Annotated in this window: 16 protein-coding genes and 1 pseudogene; 15 read left to right on the top strand and 2 right to left on the bottom strand. The window is 64.6% G+C overall.

Going from position 1 to position 19,046, the window contains the following annotated elements:
• Position 1: 1 nt before the first annotated feature.
• The 13 genes and pseudogenes from B6V76_RS08955 to B6V76_RS20065 form a co-directional block, all read left to right on the top strand.
• Positions 2–1,528, top strand: coding sequence for an aldehyde dehydrogenase family protein (locus B6V76_RS08955; protein WP_088727250.1), 1,527 nt, complete (start codon positions 2–4; stop codon positions 1,526–1,528).
• 56 nt (positions 1,529–1,584) lie between these two features.
• Entirely contained in the window at positions 1,585–2,835 is a 1,251-nt protein-coding gene (locus B6V76_RS08950) for an ABC transporter substrate-binding protein (protein WP_075774233.1), read from the top strand.
• 73 nt (positions 2,836–2,908) lie between these two features.
• Positions 2,909–3,802, top strand: coding sequence for a sugar ABC transporter permease (locus B6V76_RS08945; protein ID WP_088727249.1), 894 nt, complete (start codon positions 2,909–2,911; stop codon positions 3,800–3,802).
• A complete protein-coding gene (locus B6V76_RS08940) occupies positions 3,802–4,686 on the top strand; it encodes a carbohydrate ABC transporter permease (protein WP_078541537.1) in 885 nt (294 codons plus the stop codon). Before B6V76_RS08945 ends, B6V76_RS08940 begins: the two co-directional genes overlap by 1 nt.
• A gap of 5 nt (positions 4,687–4,691) precedes the next feature.
• Positions 4,692–5,804: a sn-glycerol-3-phosphate ABC transporter ATP-binding protein UgpC gene (gene ugpC / locus B6V76_RS08935; protein ID WP_088722444.1), complete on the top strand. Its 1,113-nt coding sequence runs from the start codon at positions 4,692–4,694 to the stop codon at positions 5,802–5,804.
• Positions 5,801–7,300 carry a GMC family oxidoreductase gene (locus tag B6V76_RS08930; protein WP_088727248.1) on the top strand — a complete coding sequence of 500 codons (1,500 nt, stop codon included), beginning with the start codon at positions 5,801–5,803 and terminating at the stop codon, positions 7,298–7,300. Before ugpC ends, B6V76_RS08930 begins: the two co-directional genes overlap by 4 nt.
• Before the next feature lie 41 nt (positions 7,301–7,341).
• Complete coding sequence (locus B6V76_RS08925; protein WP_088727247.1) at positions 7,342–8,928, top strand: GMC family oxidoreductase N-terminal domain-containing protein; 1,587 nt, start codon at positions 7,342–7,344, stop codon at positions 8,926–8,928.
• Position 8,929: 1 nt separating this feature from the next.
• Positions 8,930–9,262 (top strand): Dabb family protein, encoded by a 333-nt coding sequence (locus B6V76_RS08920; RefSeq protein WP_088727246.1) that lies wholly within the window; start codon positions 8,930–8,932, stop codon positions 9,260–9,262.
• 1 nt (position 9,263) lies between these two features.
• On the top strand, positions 9,264–10,289 hold the full coding sequence (locus tag B6V76_RS08915) for a LacI family DNA-binding transcriptional regulator (RefSeq protein WP_075774240.1): 1,026 nt from the start codon (positions 9,264–9,266) through the stop codon (positions 10,287–10,289).
• Positions 10,290–10,382: 93 nt separating this feature from the next.
• The gene (locus B6V76_RS08910; protein WP_088722448.1) at positions 10,383–11,552 is read left to right on the top strand and encodes a Gfo/Idh/MocA family oxidoreductase; all 1,170 of its coding nucleotides are present in this window, start codon (positions 10,383–10,385) and stop codon (positions 11,550–11,552) included.
• 24 nt (positions 11,553–11,576) lie between these two features.
• Complete coding sequence (locus B6V76_RS08905; protein ID WP_088727245.1) at positions 11,577–13,667, top strand: FAD-binding protein; 2,091 nt, start codon at positions 11,577–11,579, stop codon at positions 13,665–13,667.
• A complete protein-coding gene (locus B6V76_RS08900; protein ID WP_088727244.1) occupies positions 13,664–14,608 on the top strand; it encodes a sugar kinase in 945 nt (314 codons plus the stop codon). Before B6V76_RS08905 ends, B6V76_RS08900 begins: the two co-directional genes overlap by 4 nt.
• Before the next feature lie 388 nt (positions 14,609–14,996).
• Positions 14,997–15,080, top strand: a pseudogene (locus B6V76_RS20065) (ATPase); the annotation flags it as partial.
• Positions 15,081–15,139: 59 nt separating this feature from the next.
• Here the strand turns inward: B6V76_RS20065 and B6V76_RS08890 are convergent.
• Positions 15,140–15,835: a helix-turn-helix transcriptional regulator gene (locus tag B6V76_RS08890; protein ID WP_088727243.1), complete on the bottom strand. Its 696-nt coding sequence runs from the start codon at positions 15,833–15,835 to the stop codon at positions 15,140–15,142.
• A gap of 86 nt (positions 15,836–15,921) precedes the next feature.
• Here B6V76_RS08890 and B6V76_RS08885 point away from each other — a divergent pair, with 86 nt between their 5' ends.
• Both B6V76_RS08885 and B6V76_RS08880 read left to right on the top strand, forming a co-directional pair.
• Complete coding sequence (locus tag B6V76_RS08885; RefSeq protein ID WP_088727242.1) at positions 15,922–17,526, top strand: FAD-dependent monooxygenase; 1,605 nt, start codon at positions 15,922–15,924, stop codon at positions 17,524–17,526.
• On the top strand, positions 17,523–17,702 hold the full coding sequence (locus B6V76_RS08880; RefSeq protein WP_088719723.1) for a DUF2783 domain-containing protein: 180 nt from the start codon (positions 17,523–17,525) through the stop codon (positions 17,700–17,702). Before B6V76_RS08885 ends, B6V76_RS08880 begins: the two co-directional genes overlap by 4 nt.
• Before the next feature lie 104 nt (positions 17,703–17,806).
• Here the strand turns inward: B6V76_RS08880 and B6V76_RS08875 are convergent, their stop codons facing one another.
• A complete protein-coding gene (locus B6V76_RS08875) occupies positions 17,807–19,039 on the bottom strand; it encodes a Tm-1-like ATP-binding domain-containing protein (RefSeq protein WP_088727241.1) in 1,233 nt (410 codons plus the stop codon).
• Between the last annotated feature and the right edge of the window lie 7 nt (positions 19,040–19,046).

The raw sequence follows: 19,046 nt of genomic DNA, 5'->3' as shown, positions 1-19,046 counted from the left end.
CATGACCGAGCTGAACCTGATCTCTGCCGTCGATGCGGCGCTCCCCGCAGAGCCCTTCATCTGTCGTCACCTGATCGCAGGCGAGTGGCGCGACAGTGCCTCCGGCGAGACCTACGATCGGATGTCCCCGGCGTATGGTTGCCTCGTCAGCCGCGCGGCGCTGGGCGCCGAAGCCGATGCGGAAGCCGCGATCGTCGCGGCGCGCGAGGCGTTCGACAGCGGCGTCTGGAGCCGGATCTCGGGCAAGGAGCGTGCGACCGTGCTGCTGCGCGTCGCCGATCTGATCGAGGGCAATGTCGAACGGATGGCGCTGCTGGAGACGCTCGAGAGTGGCAAGCCGATCTCGCAATCGCGCGCCGAAGTGTCGGGCGCGGCCGATCTGTGGCGCTACGCGGCGTCGTTGGCGCGCACGATGCATGGCGATAGCCACAATACGCTGGGGCCCGACATCCTCGGTGTCGTCGTCAAAGACCCAATCGGTGTTGTGTCGATGATCACGCCGTGGAACTTCCCGTTCTGGATCCTGAGCCAAAAGCTGCCCTTCGCGCTCGCCGCCGGCTGCACCACGGTAATCAAACCGTCCGAGCTGACGCCGTCGACCACGGTGATGCTCGGGGAGCTGTTGTTCGAGGCAGGGATGCCGCCGGGCGTCGTGAATATCGTTCTGGGCTACGGGGCGTCCGTGGGCAGCGTGATGACGACGCATGAGGCGGTTGACATGGTAACATTCACCGGCTCGACCGCGGTCGGCAAGGCGATCTCCGCGGCTGCGTCGAGCACGTTGAAAAAGGTCGCACTGGAGCTGGGCGGGAAGAATCCGCAGGTCGTGTTCCCCGATGCCGATATCGAGAGTGCAGCCGATGCGATCACCTTTGGCGTCTATTTCAATACCGGGCAATGCTGCAATTCGAGCAGCCGGATTATCGTCCATGCAGATATCGTGGATGAGGTGGTCGCGCGCGTCGTGGAGCTGTCGAAGCGCGTGGCTTTCGGCGATCCGCTTGACCCGCGCACGCAGGTCGGGGCGATCATCTCCGTCCAGCATCAAGGCAAGATCGACGACTACGTCCGCGCCGCGGTCACCGAGGGGGCCGAGATCGCGCTGGGGGGCGGGCCGATGACCGTGCCGGGGCTCGAGGGGCAATTCTATCAGCCGACAGTCGTGCGCGGCGTTTCGCCGGAGATGGCGATCGCCCGAGAAGAGGTGTTCGGGCCGGTTCTCTCGGTGCTGACCTTCCGGACGATGGACGAAGCTGTAGCGCTAACGAACGACGCAAGCTACGGTCTGTCTGCGGGCGTTTGGAGCGAGAACGTCCACACCTGTCTCGAGTTCTCGACTCGGGCGCACGCGGGGACCGTCTGGACGAATACTTGGATGGACGGCTTTCCGGAATTGAGCTTCGGCGGAGTCAAGCAATCCGGTCAGGGGAGAGAGATCGGACGCTATGGCCTGGAGGAGTTCTTCGAGATCAAGACGCTCGTGATGCGCATCGGTCGCACGCGGGAGCCTTGGGTGAGACCCGAATGACCTGAAGGGTCGCGCGGGAGGGATGTGTAACGACAACGCAACAGGGAGGAAAATCAATGCGTAGTTACATCGGACGGACACTGAAAATGGCGAGCGTTCTGGCGCTCGTCGCAGGGTCGGCGCAAGCGAAGGATGTGGAGGTCCTTCACTGGTGGACGTCGGGCGGCGAGGCGGCCGCTCTCAACGTTCTCAAGGACGATCTGCAGAAGGAGGGGATCGGCTGGAAGGACATGCCCGTCGCCGGTGGCGGCGGCCAGAGCGCGATGACGGTGCTGCGTGCGCGCGTCACCTCCGGTGATCCGCCGACCGCGGTCCAGATGCTCGGCTTCGACATCTCCGACTGGGCACAGCAGGGCGCTTTGGCCCAGCTCGACAAGGTGGCGGCCGATGGCAACTGGGATGCCGTCGTGCCCGAGGCGCTCCAGAAGTTCTCGAAATACGACGGTCACTGGGTCGCGGTTCCGGTGAACGTGCACTCGACCAACTGGGTCTGGTCGAACAAGAAGATGCTTGCCGATCTGGGGATCGAAGAGCCGAAGACCTGGGATGAGTTCATCGCTGCGATGCAGAAGGTGAAGGATTCCGGGAAGATCGCGCTCGCCGCTGGTGGTCAGCCCTGGCAGGAAGCGACGATGTTCGATGGCGTCGTGCTCTCGGTCGGTGGCCCCGACTTCTATAAGAAGGCCTTCATCGATCTCGATCCCGACGCGCTCGGCGGTCCGCAGATGGTCGAATCCTTCAAGCGCATGGAGCAGCTCCACAGCTTCGTCGACCCGAACTTCTCGGGCCGCGACTGGAACCTCGCGACCGCGATGGTCATCAATGGCGAGGCCGCCTTCCAGATGATGGGCGACTGGGCCAAGGGTGAATTCCTGCGGGCCGGCAAAGAGGCCGAGGTCGATTTCGGCTGCTTCCGGACCCCGGGCACCGCGGACGATGTGACCTTCAACGCCGACCAGTTCGCGATGTTCAAGGTGGGCGAGGACGCACAGGCCGCACAGGACGCAATGGCGAAAGCCGTGATGTCGCCCTCGTTCCAGATCGCCTTCAACACGGTGAAAGGCTCTGTTCCCTCGCGCACGGACGTGTCGGACGAAGAGTTCGACGCTTGCGGCAAGAAGGCAATGGCTCAGCTGAAATCGGCGAGCCAGAACGGCACGCTTCTGGGCTCTATGGCGCATGGCCATGCTGACCCGGCTTCGGTGAAGAACGCGATCTATGACGTGGTGACGGCGAATTTCAACGGCGACTATGACGCCGAGACCGCCGCCAAGGAACTCGTCAAGGCCGTGTCGCTGGCCCAGTAAAAGGCCCTCGGGCCGGTCTCTGAGACCGGCCCGTACGTCACCGATCCGTCTCATTTCCCTAAAGGAGAGAGCAATGGCCCGTCTGGTCCAGTCAGACTTGCGTACCCGGCTTCAGGAATGGATTCCCAAGATCGTTCTCGCGCCCTCTGTCGCGTCGATGCTGATCTTCGTCTACGGCTTCATCGTTTTCACCGGCTACCTGTCGTTCACGAACAGCCGAATTCTTCCAACGTTCGACCTTGTCGGGTGGCACAATTACTGGCGTCTCTTCCAATTGCCGACCTGGACGATCGCGGTGCAGAACCTCGCGATCTTCGCCTCTCTCTACATCGCGATCTGTATCGCGATCGGCCTTTCTCTCGCGATCTTTCTCGATCAGAAAATCCGCGGCGAGGGGCTTCTGCGCCCGATCTTCCTTTATCCGATGGCGCTCTCGTTCATCGTGACGGGGACGGCGTGGAAATGGCTTCTCGATCCGGGCATCGGGATCGAGCACACGCTGCATCTTTGGGGCTGGGAGAGCTTCCATTTCGGCTGGATCAAAAGCTCGTCCATGGCGATCTACACCGTGGTGATCGCCGCGGTCTGGCAAAGCTCGGGCTTCGTCATGGCAATGTTCCTCGCCGGGCTCCGCGGGATCGACAACGAGATCCTGAAAGCGGCGCAGATGGATGGCGCCTCGAACTGGAACCTCTATCGCCGCATCATAATTCCGCAGCTTCGGCCCGCGTTCCTGTCGGCCTTCGTCATCCTCGCGCATCTCGCGGTCAAATCGTATGACCTCGTGATCGCGCTGACCGGTGGCGGCCCGGGCCGGGCCACCGAGTTGCCCGCGACCTTCATGTATTCCTACACTTTCACCCGCAACGAGATGGGCGTGGGCGCAGCGTCGGCGGTTATCATGCTGATGACCATCGCCGCGATCATGATCCCCTATCTCTACGCCGAACTGAAGGAGCCGAAGTAATGTCCGGCGCCGTCGATACCGGGGTCGCGATCCGCACAAATCGCGTGACCCGCACCTTCATCTATCTTTTCCTGCTGCTGTTCGCGCTGTTCTACCTGCTGCCGCTCGCGGTGATGCTGATCAACTCGGTCAAACCTCTGAGCGAGATCACCGGCGGCAACATGATGGCGCTGCCCGATGTCTGGACTTTCGAGCCCTGGCGCGAAGCCTGGTCCTCGGCCCAGATCGGCGTGCAGCCGACCGGCCTGCGCCCCTACTTCATCAACTCGATCCTGATCGTGGTTCCGGCGGTGGCGATCTCGACCATCATGGGCGCGCTCAACGGATACGTGCTGACCAAGTGGCGGTTCCGCGGCGATACGATCCTCTTCGGGATGCTGCTGTTTTCCTGCTTCATCCCGTTCCAGATCGTGCTGATCCCGATGGCGCGGGTGCTGGGCATGATCGGGCTCGCAGGCTCGGTGCCGGGTCTGATCCTCGTCCACGTCGTCTACGGGCTTGGCTTCACGACGCTATATTTCCGCAACTACTACTCGGCCTTCCCGACCGAACTGGTGCGCGCGGCGCAGATCGACGGGGCCGGATTCTTCCGAATCTTCTACCGCATCCTTCTGCCGCTGTCGGGGCCTATCATCGTGGTCACGATCATCTGGCAGTTCACCAATATCTGGAACGACTTCCTGTTCGGGTCGTCCTTCGCCGGGCAGGCCAGCCAGCCGATGACCGTCGCCTTGAACAACCTCGTTCAAAGCTCGACCGGCGTGAAGGCCTACAACGTCCACTTCGCGGGTGCGATCCTTGCGGCGCTGCCCACTCTCATCGTCTACATCGTCTCGGGGCGCTTCTTCGTGCGCGGCCTGATGGCGGGCTCAGTCAAGGGGTAATGCCAATGGGTCTCCTCGATATTTCAAACGTCACCAAGTCCTACGGCGCGGTCGAAGTGCTGCACAGCGTCGACATCTCGGTCGATGAAGGTGAATTCCTCGTGCTGGTCGGCCCGTCCGGCTGCGGCAAGTCGACGCTTCTGAGCATGATCGCAGGGCTGGAAGGAATCACCTCCGGCGAGATTTCGATCAAGGGACGCACGATGAACGGTGTGCACCCGTCGAAGCGCAACATCGCGATGGTGTTCCAGTCCTACGCGCTCTACCCGAACATGACCGTCGGCCAGAACATCACCTTCGGCCTTGAGATGCACGGCACCCCCAAACCCGAACGCGAAGAGGCGATGAACCGGGTGGCGGAGATGCTGCAGATCGACAATCTGCTCGACCGCAAGCCGGGGCAGCTTTCGGGCGGTCAGCGCCAACGCGTCGCGATGGGACGTGCGCTGGTGCGGGACCCGGACGTGTTCCTCTTCGACGAACCGCTGTCGAACCTCGATGCGAAACTGCGCGTCGACATGCGCACCGAGATCAAGAAGCTGCACCAGAGCCTTGGCACCACGATCGTCTACGTGACCCACGATCAGATCGAGGCGATGACGCTCTCGACCCGGATCGCGGTGATGAACAAGGGCTATGTGCAGCAGCTCGGCACGCCGAAGGAAATCTACGACACGCCGTCGAATGTGTTCGTGGCGACCTTCATGGGCAGCCCCGCGATGAACGTGGTTCCGGCGCGGATCGTGTTGAAGGACGGTGCGCCCCACGCGGCCGTGATGGGCCATGACGGGGGGGAGCAACTGCTCCGCTTCCCGCAAGCCAATCTCGCCCAGTGGGACGGGCGCGAGATCCTTCTCGGCATCCGACCGGAGACGATTACGGATCCGGAGGGCGCGGATCGCAACGCCGCCCATATAGCGCCGCTGCGCAATCATATCGGCGTAACCGAACCTGCCGGGTCGGACACCTTCGTGACGATGACCCTGGGCGGTCGCGATGCCATCGCCCGGATGCGGGCCGATGTGACCGTGCGGGCGGGCGAGGTCTTCGATTTCGCGGTCAACATGGACAAGGCGGTGGCCTTCGATCCCAAGACGGAGGAGCGCATCCAGCCATGAGCGATGCCGACGTCATCATCATCGGTTCGGGCATGGGCGGTGCCACCACGGCGGCGGCGCTGGCCGAGACGGGACGGCGCGTGCTGGTGCTCGAGCGTGGCGAACGCCTGCCCGACACGCCGGATGCGCGCGATCCCGACGCGATCTTCGCGCGCGGTCATTACCGGCCCGAGGAAACCTGGCTCGATGGCGATGACGTGCCGTTCAGCCCCGGCAATTACTACAATGTCGGCGGCAATTCGAAGTTCTACGGCGCCGTTCTGATGCGCTATCGCAAGGCGGATTTCTCGCCAGTGGAGCATCAAGGCGGGACCACGCCGGGTTGGCCGATCGCCTATGACGAGATCGAGCCGTTCTACCAGAGGGCCGAGGCGCTTTATCAGGTGCGCGGTCAGCTTGGAGAGGATCCGACGGAGCCGCGCCATTCCGGCCTCTACGCACATCCTCCGGTCCCGGACGAGCCCGATATCGCGGCGCTCCGGCGGCGGCTGAAATCGGTCGGGCTGCACCCGTCCTCCCTGCCGCTCGGGGTCGATATCGACCGTTGGCTCGCGCATGGGCAGACGCCTTGGGATGCGTTCCCCGATACCTGCGGCGGCAAGATGGATGCCGAAAGCGTCGGTCTGGCGACTGCGCTGAAATCCCAGAATGTCGAGCTGATGACAGGCGCGCGGGCGCGGCGTCTGATCGTCGATGCCGAGAACCGCATAAGCGGGGTCGAGATCGAGAAAGACGGGCAGGTCCGGACGCTCACGGCGTCGGTCGTGGTGCTCTCCGCCGGGGCGGTGCAAAGCGCGGCCCTTTTGCTGGCCTCTGCGACTGGGCGCCATCCGACCGGGCTTGCGAATGGTTCCGATCAGGTCGGGCGCAATTTCATGAACCACAATTGCTCGGCCGTGCTGGCGCTGCACCCGCTGCGCCGGAACCGCGCAATCTACCAGAAGACGCTGGCGATCAACGATTTCTACCTCTCGGGCGGGGCGAACGGCGCGCCGCTAGGCAATATCCAGCTGCTCGGCAAAATCTCCGGTCCGATCCTCGCCTCGGCCTCGCCGCTGCCGCGTCCGGTGGCAAGCTGGATCGCCAACCGCTCGGTCGATCTCTACGCGATGTCTGAAGACCTGCCCAATCCCGAGAGCCGCGTGACGCTGAAGGAGGGCAAGATCCGGCTCGATTGGAAGCGCTCCAACTGGGAGACCCATCTCGAACTCGTCGACATGCTGCGCCGAAAGCTGCGCGCTGCGGGCTATCCGATCGTGCTCGCGCGGCCCTTCGACCGGCAGACCCCGTCACATCAATGCGGGACGGCGCGGATGGGTAACGATCCGGCGTCGAGCGTCGTCGACACGTTCTGCCGCAGCCATGATCACCCGAACCTGTTCATCGCCGATGCGTCCGTCCTGCCGACCTCGGCTGCCGTGAACCCCGCCCTTACCGTCGCGGCGCTCGCCCTGCGCGCGGCCGAGCATATCGCACAGACAGAGCTCGCCGCCTGAGCCACCGGGCTGCGGCGAGAGACTTGGCCAAGGAGGCCAGCATGAAGACGACTTACGATTTCATAATTATCGGCGGCGGTTCGGCGGGGTCGGTACTGGCCGGGCGTCTCTCCGAGAACCCGTCGGCGGACGTCCTGCTGCTCGAGGCGGGCGGCAGCGATCGCCACCCGTTCTATCATCTGCCCGCGGGCTTCGCGAAGATGACCAAGGGCATCGGCAGCTGGGGCTGGGAAACGGTTCCGCAGCGGCACATGCAGAACAAGGTCTTTCGCTACACCCAGGCCAAGGTGATCGGCGGCGGCTCCGCGATCAATGCTCAGGTCTATACCCGCGGCAATGCGCTCGATTACGACGAATGGCGCCAGATGGGGTGTACCGGCTGGGGCTATGAAGATGTGCTGCCCTATTTCCGCAAGGCCGAGGATAACGCGAGCATCGAGAACCGCTATCACGGCAAGGGCGGCCCGCTCGGCGTGAGCGATCCGCGCGCGCCCCTGCCGGTCTGCGAGGCCTATTTCGAAGCGGCCGCCGAGCTCGGCATTCCGCGCAATTACGACGTGAACGGTGAGAAGCAGGACGGGGTCGCCTATTACCAGCTGACCCAGCGCAATGTGCGCCGCTCCTCGGCTGCGATGGCCTATGTCGCGCCGAACCGTCACCGCGAGAACCTCACGGTGAAGCTGGGTGCGCAGGTGCGCCGGCTCGTGGTCGAGAATGGCCGCGCGACCGGGGTCGAGCTTGTCGATGGCACGCGCCTACGGGCAGAAAGTGAAGTGCTGCTATGTTCTGGGGCGATCGGCTCGCCGCGGCTGCTGCAGCTGTCGGGTATCGGACCGGCGGATGAGCTGGCCTCGCTCGGGATCGATGTCGTCTTCGACCAGCCGGAGGTGGGGTCCAATCTGCAGGATCACCTCGACCTCTACTGCATCAGCGAGCTTTCCGGCCCCTACAGTTATGACCGCTATGCGAAGCCGCATTGGGCGGCGTTGGCGGGGCTGCAATATCTGTTCGGACGGAAGGGGCCGGTTGCGTCGTCTTTGTTCGAAACTGGTGGCTTCTGGTATGCCGATCCCGAGGCACGGTCGCCGGATCTGCAGTTCCATCTCGGACTCGGGACCGGCATTGAACATGGCGTGGTTTCCATGCCGCAGGGCGGTATCACGCTCAATTCCTGTTACCTGCGCCCGCGCTCGCGCGGCAGCGTCCGCCTGCAAAGCGACGATCCGGCGGTCGCGCCGTTGATCGATCCGAACTACCTGCAGGACCCGCTCGATCGCGAAATGTCGATCCGGGGGCTGAAGCTGACGCAGGAAATCCTGTCACAAGCCCCGATGCGCAAATATATCCTCGCCGAGCGCCTTCCCGGTCCCGACGTGCGGACCGACGAGGACTATTTTGATTTCATCTGCGCCCATTCGAAAACCTCGCATCACTGCGCAGGGACATGTCGCATGGGCGCCGATGCGGGGGCTGTCGTAGACCCGACATTGCGGTTCAACGGGATCGAGGGGCTGCGCGTCGTCGACAACTCGATTATGCCGCGTGTGATTTCGTCCAACACCAACGCTGCGGCAATCATGATCGGCGAGAAAGCCGCCGATATGATCCGCGCGTCACATGGAGGCTGACATGACAGTGCGCCACATCGTTCTCGTCAAATTCAAACCCGGGCTGAGCGACGAAGAGATCGCGCCGCTCTGGGAGGAGCTGCGCGCGATTGAGGGCAAGGTCGACGGCCTCGGTGCAATCTGCGCGGGCCGCTCCGAGAGCCCCGAGAAGATCGAGCGCGGTTACATGCATGGCTTCACCGTCGATTTCCGCGACTGGGAGGCGCTCGCCGCCTACCAGGAACATCCCGATCACCGGGCGCTCGGGGCGAAGCTCGTGGCCAACGCTCAAGGCGGGATCGACGGCATTCTTGTCTTCGATTTCGAGATCGCAACTCCGTCGCAGGGGGCGTGACATGGCGCCGAGCGACCGCAGACCGACGATCATCGACGTGGCCCGAAAGGCCGGGGTGTCGAAATCGACAGTCAGCCTCGTGATCCAGAACAGCCCCTTGGTGAAGCAGAAAACACGCGAGCAGGTGCAGGCTGCGATGGCCGAGATCGGCTATGTCTATAACCGCGCGGCAGCCAATCTGCGCAGCGCCGGGGCAGGGCTTGTCGGTCTGGTGATCAACGACCTGCGCAACCCTTTCTTCACTGAGTTCGCGACGTCGTTGCAGATGGCGCTGTCGAGCCGCGGCTATGCGGCCGTCGTGGCCAATACTGACGAAGACCCGCAGCTTCAGGCGCAGGTGGTCGAGGCGATGATCGAGCACGGCGTCTCCGCGATGATCCTCTCGCCCGCCTATGGCGACGAGGCGCTGAGCTTCGAGGCGCTTCAGCGGGCGGGCATTCCGGCGATGCAGGTGCTGCGCAAAGTCGAGATGCGGACCGAGCTTTTCCCCTTCGCCGCGCCGGACTATCCGAACGGGACGCGTATCGCGACCGAGCATCTCCTCGAACAAGGCGCGAAGCGGATCGCCTTCGTCGGTGGTCTGGAGGGCCGGGCCGTCACGCAGGAGCGCATGGCAGGGTATCTGACTGCGATAGAGAGCGCCGGGCTCGAACCCCATGTCCTGACCGGCAGTGCGAGCCGCGCTTTCGGCAGGCAGGCGGCGCATGAGCTGGCGGACGACCATCCGGAGGTGGATGGCGCGGTCTGCTTCAACGATCAGGTCGCGCTCGGGATGATTTCGGGCTGCGCCGAGATCGGGCGCAATGTCGGCCGCGATCTGCGCATCGTGGGCTTCGATGACATCGAGGAGGCGGCCCATTCCTGGCCCCCGCTCAGCTCGGTGCGCTGCGACATTGACGGCTTCGGGAAGCTTGTCGCCGAAACGATCCTCGCCTGGCTCGAGAACGACAAGGTGCCGCCGCCGGAAATCCGCACGCCGGTCTCGCTGGCCATTCGTGGCTCGAGTGGCGAGACGCCTGCGGGCTGAGACGACAGGGAGACGGGAGGCCCGCCCGTTCGGACGAAACAGAGACGAGACCGCGCAGAGAGACACCGGCGCGGACAGGAGAGGAGTGTTCAAATGACAGAGATTCGTGTTGCCGTGCTCGGCGCTTCGGGGTGGATGGGCAAAGTCCACACGATGGCCTATCAGACCTTTCCGCATTTCTTCGGCACTGAAGGTGGCACGGCGCGCGTCGTCACCCTCGTCGATCGCAATCCCGCGCGAGCGCAGGAGCTTGCCGCGCGGGTGCCCGGTGCGCGGATCGTTCAGGACTGGCGCGAGGTGATCTCCGATCCCGAGGTCGATCTCGTGGATATCTGCCTGCCCGACAACCTGCATTACGAGGTCGCGAAAGCCGCGCTCGAAGCGGGCAAGCATGTCTTTTGCGAAAAGCCCCTTGCCGAGTCCGCCGAGGAGGCGCGCGAGCTTGCCGATATCGCGAAGGCGCGCGGCCTTATCACCCGCGTCGGTCACGGCTTCCCGCGCAACCCCGTCCATGATCTTGCGAAGGAGATCATCGATGCGGGCGAAATCGGCGAGATCACGATGTTCAAAGGGTGCCAGCATGTCGACATGTATGGCGACCCGATGGTGCCCTATATGTGGCGCGCCGATGGGTCGCTCGCGCCGACCGGGATCGTCGGGGATACCGGCAGCCATGTCTTCAGCTTCATGGAATTCCTCGTCGGTCGCGTCTCGTCGCTGATTGCCAACAACATCATCGTCACGCCGCGCCGTCCGAAGATCGAAGGTCTGGGGCTCGGTGAGACGGCAGAGCTGACCGGCAGCGAGGAATGGGCCGATATCACCAATCCCGACGCGAGCCAGATTCTGTGCACGTTCGAGAACGGCGCCAACGGGATCGTGGATTTCAGCCGTGTCGCGACCGGGCGCAAATTCATGCAGACCTACGAGATCTACGGCACGAAAGGCAGCCTCGCCTATACGTTCGACGAGGTGAACCGGCTGCGCTTCTACACCAATGCCGATCCGATCGGGCGCCGCGGCTACCGCGAGATCGATGTCGGGCCCGAGCATCCGACCTACGCGGCCTTCCTGCCGCTGCCGAATTTCGCGCTCGGCTATAACGAGACCAAGATCATCGAAGCGGCGGAGGTCATCCGCTCCATCGTCTCCGGCAAGGCGATGTGGCCGACCTTCGAGACGGGCCATCACATCACCCAGATCGTCGACGCCTGCATGAGCTCGTCCCGGCAACGCGCCTGGGTCGATATTCCGCAAAGCTGACCGGACCGCAAACGGAGCCAAGACATGGACAGTGCAATCCCTCAGGAAATCCTCGACGCCCTGACCGATATCGAGATGCCGCGGCTGCGGGCCGACGAGGCGGTCCCGGAGATGCTCGAGATCGCGGGCCTCTCTCTTCCGGTCTATCGCACCGGCTGCCTCGTGGTCGGCAGCGGGGCCGCGGGTCTTCGCGCCGCCGTCGAACTCAAGCGACGCGGCGGCGAGGTCATCGTCGCGAGCCAGAGCGCGTGGGGCGGAACCTCCGCATGCTCGGGCTCCGACAAGCAGACACTGCACACCGCGAATACCGCCGATCACGGCGATGATTTCCAGGCGATGGCGCGGGCGATCCGGGCTGGCGGCGCGATGGACGAGGACACGGCCTATATCGAGGCGGTCGGCTCGCCGCGCATGATGGCCTCGTTGCAATATCTCGGCCTGCCGCTGCCGCAGGACCGGTTCGGCGCGACGCTGCGCTACAAGACCGACCATGACGAAACCGGGCGCGCGACAAGCTGCGGCCCCCGAACCTCGCGGCTGATGGTCAAGATGCTGGCGGAAGAGGCGCTGCGGCTCGACGTGCCGATCTTCAACCACACGACGGTCGTGCAACTGCTCACCGAAGGGGAGGGGGATGACCGCCGGGTCACCGGCGCGCTGGCCTTCCGCAAAGCCGACCGCAGCGCCGCCAACCCCTACGGTCTCGTGCTGTTTGCCGCGCCGAATGCCGTGCTCGCGGCGGGCGGGCCGGGCGAGCTTTATCGCGACAGCGTCTATCCCAATGGCTGTTTCGGAACGCTGGGTCTCGCGCTCGAAGCGGGGATCGAACTGGTGAACCTCACCGAGAGCCAGTTCGGCATCGGCACGCGCCGCGAGGGGTTCCCTTGGAACCTGTCGGGAACTTACGTGCAATCCCTGCCGCATATCTATTCGGTCGATGCCGACGGGCGCGAGCATCACTTCCTCGCGCAGTACTATCGCACCACGCAAGAACTGGCCTCCAACGTCTTCCGCAAGGGCTATCAGTGGCCGTTCCACGCGACGCGGATGCTGGATTTCGCGTCGAGCCTCGTCGATCTGGCGATTTGGCGCGAGAGCGCCGCGGGGCGGCGGGTCTTCATGGATTTCAACCGCAATCCGCTTCCGGTGCCCGGAGATCAGCCTTTCGATCTTACCCGCCTCGACGAAGACGTGCGGACTTATCTCGGCACCGCCGGGGCGGATCAGGAGCTACCGATCGACCGGCTGCGCCACATGAACCCGCTCGCGATCGAACTGTACCGCCGCTACAAGGTGGACATCGCCGCCGCGCCGCTCGAATTCGCGGTAAACAACCAGCATATGAACGGCGGGATCGCGGTCGATCCCTGGGGGCGCTCCAACCTGCGCGGTGTCTATGCCGCGGGCGAGGCGGCGGGCACGCATGGCGTGACGCGTCCGGGTGGATCGGCCCTCAATGCCGGTCAGGTCTTCGGCACCCGGGTGGGCGAGCATATCGGCGCGAGCCGCACGGCCCATGCGCCGGAGGCTGTCGGATCGGAGGCCCTCATTTCGGCTGTGACGGATCTGCTTGCACGGTTGAACACGGACAGCGCACATTCCGTGAAGTCGGTCCGCGACGAAGTTCAGGCCCGGATGAGCGACCATGCCGGGATGATCTGCAATGGCGTGGACGTCGCCGATGCGCTTGCAGCGGCGCGCGAGTTGAACCGGAAGTTGCGCGCCGACGGCATCGCCCCGGAGCGGTCGGGCGACGGCGCGCGCGCGATCCAGTGGCAGCAGATGGCACTCGCCTCCGAAGCCGTCCTTGCCGCGCTCGACCAGTATATCTCGCAAGGCGGTGGCAGCCGCGGCGCGCGCGCGATCTGCTCTGACGACGGGGAGGCGATCCCGATGGCGCGCGATACGGATCTGGCTGCGTTCCGTTTCAAGACAGAGCGGGAGATCGACAAGCAGACGCAAATCCTGGTCCGTCTGGAGGGGGAGGAGTTGAAGATCGCCACCCGCAAAAACCGAAGCTTCGACGAGAGTGCGCGTGCCTTCTTCGAGCGCGACTGGCCCGATTGGTTGACCGACCGCATCTTTGACCTCGACGCGAAAGGCCTGCGCGAATGACAGAGACTCCTAAGAAAATGCTCGCCATCGGGGAGGCGATGCTTGAGCTCGCTCCGGTCGAGGGCGGCACGTTTCGGCTCGGCTATGCGGGCGACACGTTCAACACCCTCTGGCATGCGGCGCAACTCCTTGGGCCGCGTGCCCGGGCGGGCTTTGTGACGCGGATCGGAGAGGACAGGCTGTCCGACCGTTTCCTCGCCGAGATGGCGGCCGACGGGCTGGATCTCGCCGCCGTCCAGCGCGACCCCGAGCGCGAGATGGGGCTCTACATGATTGAGCTCGAGGGGACGGAGCGAAGTTTCCACTACTGGCGTCAGCACTCGGCAGCCCGTCGTCTCGCGGATGATCCTGATCTGCTTGACCAGGCTCTGTCCGGCGCAAATTTCGTCCATGTGTCGGGGATCACCCTGGCCATCCTCTCGCCCGAAGCGCGGGACACCCTGTTCGATGCGGTCGCCAATGCGCGCGAGGCGGGCGCGCGTATCTCCTTCGATCCGAACTACCGACCGCGGCTCTGGGCCTCGCCGTCGGAGGCGCGCGATACGATCACGCGCATGCTCGCCCATACCGATATCGCGTTGCCCAGTTTTGACGACGAGGCAGCGCTCTGGGGTGATGTGAACCCGGAACTGACTTTGGAGCGTCTCCGCAGACATGGGCTCGCGGAGATCGCCGTGAAGGATGGCGCGCGTCCGGTTTGGCATTTGGCCGAAGGCCATACCGGTCGCTGCGACACCCCGGTTCTGACGGAGCTGCGCGACACGACCGGCGCGGGCGATGCTTTCAATGCGGGCTACCTCGCCGCCCGCCTCCTCAGGCATCCGGTTGATGACGCGATTGGCTGGGGGCAGTCGGTCGGCGGTGCCGTTCTGGGCGAGCCGGGCGCGCGTTTGAGCAAGGCATCAGCGCGCACCCTCGCGGCATCACTCGCGGGCCTGTGACGGTTCGTCCGGTGGGCTCCGGTCAGGTGGATGATGTTGTTTCCGTCCGGCGGCCTATCCGCGAATCCGGCTGAATGGTCGGGAATAAATATCCCGGCTGCATGGTAGCTGCATCGCGCGCGAGGGTCACGGCGCGCACGGCCGCGAGTCGAGCCCCCTATTTCTGCGACCGACCCGAAGGCTGAGCGCCTCGATGGCGCCGCTGCCTTGTGAGGCGGAGGCTGTCTCCCGCGACGCCACGCTCGAGCTTTGGTCCTTCCGGGAGTATGCGTCACCTGCGGTCCAAGCGATCGTGCTCGGTGTCGAATTCTTCCTCGGCTATCTCGCCTAGGTTGACCGAAAATGCCCGGAACGATGAGCCACACCGCGGGCTTGCTTGAGTGGCTTCGATTTCCTGATCCCCGACGAGCTTGGCTACCTGCCATTCGCTCCGACCGGCGGACCGCTTTTATTTCACCGCATCAGTCAGCTCTAGGAGTGAACGTAGATCATCGTGACGACGAACCTAAACTTCGGCCGAGATTGTCGCTCCTATCCCGCGCAAATTGCGAACAGGCCGGCGCGGGAGGAAATGCCCAGCTTGCCATAAGCGCGCTTGCGGTAGGTGATCACGCTGGAGGGGGCTATGCCGAGCTCCGCCGCGATGGCCTCTGATTTGCGGCCAGAGAGGATGCCGAGGCAGACAGCGCGCTCGCGGTCGCTGAGCACCGTGAGCGGGGCCGGGACACCGGTGTCGAGGGCGCGCTCGAAATGCAGCAGGGCGAGCCGCGCGGCCAGGCGGGCGAGGTCCGGATCGCAGACGTCGCCCTCCGCCTTGACCGCATAGAAGCTGACGAAGAGGCGCAATGTCTCGCCTACGGCGAGCACCGTCGTTTTCGCCTTGAGGCCCGGTGCGTCGAAGAACCGCTCGCGGTAGCCGTCGTCCATCACCGAGGTCACGCCCTCCAGACGGTGCAGCTGAACGCTCCCCGAAGCCGCTGTTTCCAGGGCGGGAAGCAGGGGATCGCGTCGGAACCCGCCCGCGATATAGGCCGCCGCCAGTTCTCCGGCGAGCGCCGCATTGGCGAAGTGACGCGACAGCAGGCACCGTGCCGCCCCTGTCTCGATCGCGAAGATCATCAGCTGATCGACACCCAGCGTCTCGACGAAATCCGCGAAAACCGGCGCGAACGCGTCGGCGCCGAGCGTCTCGAGGCAGGCATCGATCATGCGGGCGGTGGAGGACATGGGCCTTCATAGCATGTCCCCCGACAAAGGGAACAGACAGCGTGCGTCGCGATTGACTATCACCGGGCCAAAGGGAGGACTGAAGCATGAGACCAGACGGGCGCGGCGAGACGGAGTCGCTCTATTTCGACTACCCGCATTTCGAACCGCCGAGCGATCGCGCTGGCCTCACGCGCCGGGCACGGGTCGCCATCGTCGGCGCGGGGCCGGTGGGGATGACGGCGGCGCTCGCCCTGGCAAAGGAGGGCATCGCCTCTGTGCTCTTCGACGCGAAGGCCAGCTTCAACGACGGCAGCCGTGCGATCTGCGTAGCACGGCAGAGTTTCTACATTCTCGACCGGATCGGTGCGGTTGCGCCGTTTCTCGAAAAGGCGCTCGGATGGACCACGGGGCGCAGCTTCTACCGTGGGCGGCAAATCCTCGAATTCGACATGCCCGACAGCCCGCGCGAGAAATATCGCCCGATGTACAATATCCAGCAGCAGTTCATCGAGCAGTATCTATCGGAGGCGATCGAGCGGGAGCCGCTGATCGAGGCACGCTGGCAAAGTGAAGTGACAGGGATCGAGGATACCTCGGACGGTGTCACCCTCACCGTGCGCGACCCGAAGGGGGGGTACGACATGGCCGCCGACTGGGTTCTCGCCGCCGATGGGGCGCGCAGCCCGACCCGCAAGATGCGCGGGCTGCGCCTGAAAGGCGAGAATTACGAGGGTCGCTATGTGATCGCCGACGTCCAGATGAACCATGACTATCCGACCATCCGGCGGGCGCTGTTCGACCCGGATTGTCGACGCGGCGGCACCGTGCTGGTCCACAAACAACCCGACAATATCTGGCGTATCGACTATCAACTGCGGGACGACGAAAGCACCGAGGCCGCCATGGCCGAGGGTGAGGTACGGCGTTCCGTCGCCGCCGTACTCGCCGATCTCGGCCATGACGGCGCGTGGGAGCTGGAATGGTGGAGCGTCTATTCCGCCAACACGCTGGCCCTGGACGACTACCGCGACGGCCGGGTGTTCTTCATCGGGGACAGCGCGCATATCGTGCCGATCTTCGGCGTGCGCGGGCTCAATAACGGGCTGGCGGATGCGCAGAACATCGCCTGGAAGCTGGCGCGGGTGATCGCTGGGCGCGCGCCCGAGGGCCTGCTCGACAGCTACACGCCCGAACGGCGCGGGGCGACGCTGGATGTCTTCGCCAATGCGTCGAAATCGGCCCGTTTCATGACGCCGCCCACCGAGGGTTGGCGGCTGATGCGCGACGCGGCGCTCAGCCTCGCGCTGACGCATCCCTTTGCCGGCGAGCTGGCAAATCCGCGGCAGATGACGCCCTACACCTATGCCGACAGTCCGATCGTGCTGCCCGACGAGAGCGGTTTCGAGGGTGGTCCCGTGCCCGGTGCGACTTTGCCGGAAGCGCGGGTGGGTGACGGGTTCCTGTCCGACCTTCTGGGCCCGGGGTTCAACCTGTTGACCTTCGATCCGGAGCTCGAGGGTCTCGCGAAGGACGATCTTACCATCGTGGTCCTTCAGGCAAAGACCGAGGCGGAAAGCGCGCTTGGCACCGGTCCGGGCGTGACTTATCTCGTCCGCCCCGACGGCCACGTCGCTGCGCGCTGGCGCGAGGCCTCGCCGGAGGCCGTTCGCGCGGCGCTGCACCGGTCCATCGGAGGAGATGAGCCATGACACCCGAACAGCTTGAAACCATCTACGAGGCGCTCGCGACACAGCTGGACGCGATACCCCAACCACAGCGCGAACTGTTCCTGGCGAAGCTGGTCCTGTTGCAGGCACACGAGGCAGCCGATCCCGACACGACGCTGCGCCACATCGCGGAAGCAGCAAGGGATCTCGACGACTGAGGCGGGCCTATGCGGCGAGGATAGTTCGACCTACGCTTTGCGGAGGCCGAGGAGGTCGCGCCGTTGCTCTCCGAATGGGCCGGTTGCTGCCGGGCCGATGTCGCTTAGCCCTTGATCACCCCGTCCTCGCGCCACGCATCGAAGATCGCGAGCGCGGTTGCGGCGAAGTCGGGGTCGTTGATATGCGCGTCCACCTCGTGCAGCGCGACGGTGTCGGGCGCGCAGGCACGGATTTCCTCGAAGAAGCCCGCAAGCCCCTCGGAGTCGTGCAGATCATGACCGGGACGGTCCAGCTCGTGCACCCCGCCCAAGGGCAGCAGCAGCGCGGTCGGCCCCTTTGCCCCAGCCAATTTCTCGCAATGCGCGCGCGCCACGGCCCTGCGCTCCGCATGATCGAGCACGACCGAGGTCAGCAGCCGGTTATGTGCATGGCTCGGATGTTCGGCCCATTTGTCGGGCAGGGGCTGCCAGCCGATCATGTCGACGAGGTCGTGACAGGCAGAGGCGACGATCTGCGGCGTGCCCGATGCGCCTGCGTTGGTCATCCGGTCGGCGCCTGCGCTGATCGCGGAGCCATGCAGATGGTTGCCGATTTCCTGCGTCGCGAAGTCGAAGACGCAGGCGAAGGCGCCCTGTGCCGCGAGGCTCTCGAAGGCACGCCCGCCCATGCCGGTGGCGTGGAACACCGCGACCTCGTAGCCGCGCGCTTCCAGCTCGGGTTTCAGAGTCACCATGTATTTCAGGAAGGATTTCCCGAAGGATGTCATCCCGATCAGCGGTTTCGACCGGTCGGGCCGTTCCACCGCGCGGGCCGCGCCCAGAACCGCGCCCGCCGCCTGGCTGAGCGAGGCTTTGCAGATCGAGTTCAGCCCGTAAAGCCCGCCCGCCCAGAGGATCATCTGCACATCCGCCGCGATCCGTTCGGGCGGCAGCAGCGGCGAAAAGGAGACCGTCGAGACGATGTATTTCGGCACCCCGATCGGCAGCGCCGCACATAGGTCGAGCGCCAGATCGGTGCCCATCGTTCCGCCCAGCACAACCATTCCGTCGAAGACGCCATCGGCGTGGAGTTGAGCGACCAGCGTCGCGCCCCCGCGCGCCATGATCTGCATCGCCCGGTTTTCGTCGCCGCTCGCAATTGCGGCCTCGATAGAGGAGCCGCCCGCTTCGGCCACCTGATGCTTGCTGTATTCGACCGGGGTCGAGGGGTCGCCCAGCACCGAGACATCCATGCGCAGGGCACGCCCGCCCTGTGCCTCGATCACCTTGCGAAGATAGGTCAGTTCATCGTCCTTGGTGTCGTAAGTGCCGACAACGAGAATGGTACGATCGGTCATAGGCGCC

The organism is Thioclava sp. IC9 (assembly GCF_002213225.1).
Lineage (GTDB): Bacteria > Pseudomonadota > Alphaproteobacteria > Rhodobacterales > Rhodobacteraceae > Thioclava > Thioclava nitratireducens.
Note: the sequence above shows the minus strand (reverse complement) of the source record. Positions and strands in the feature narration are given on the sequence as shown.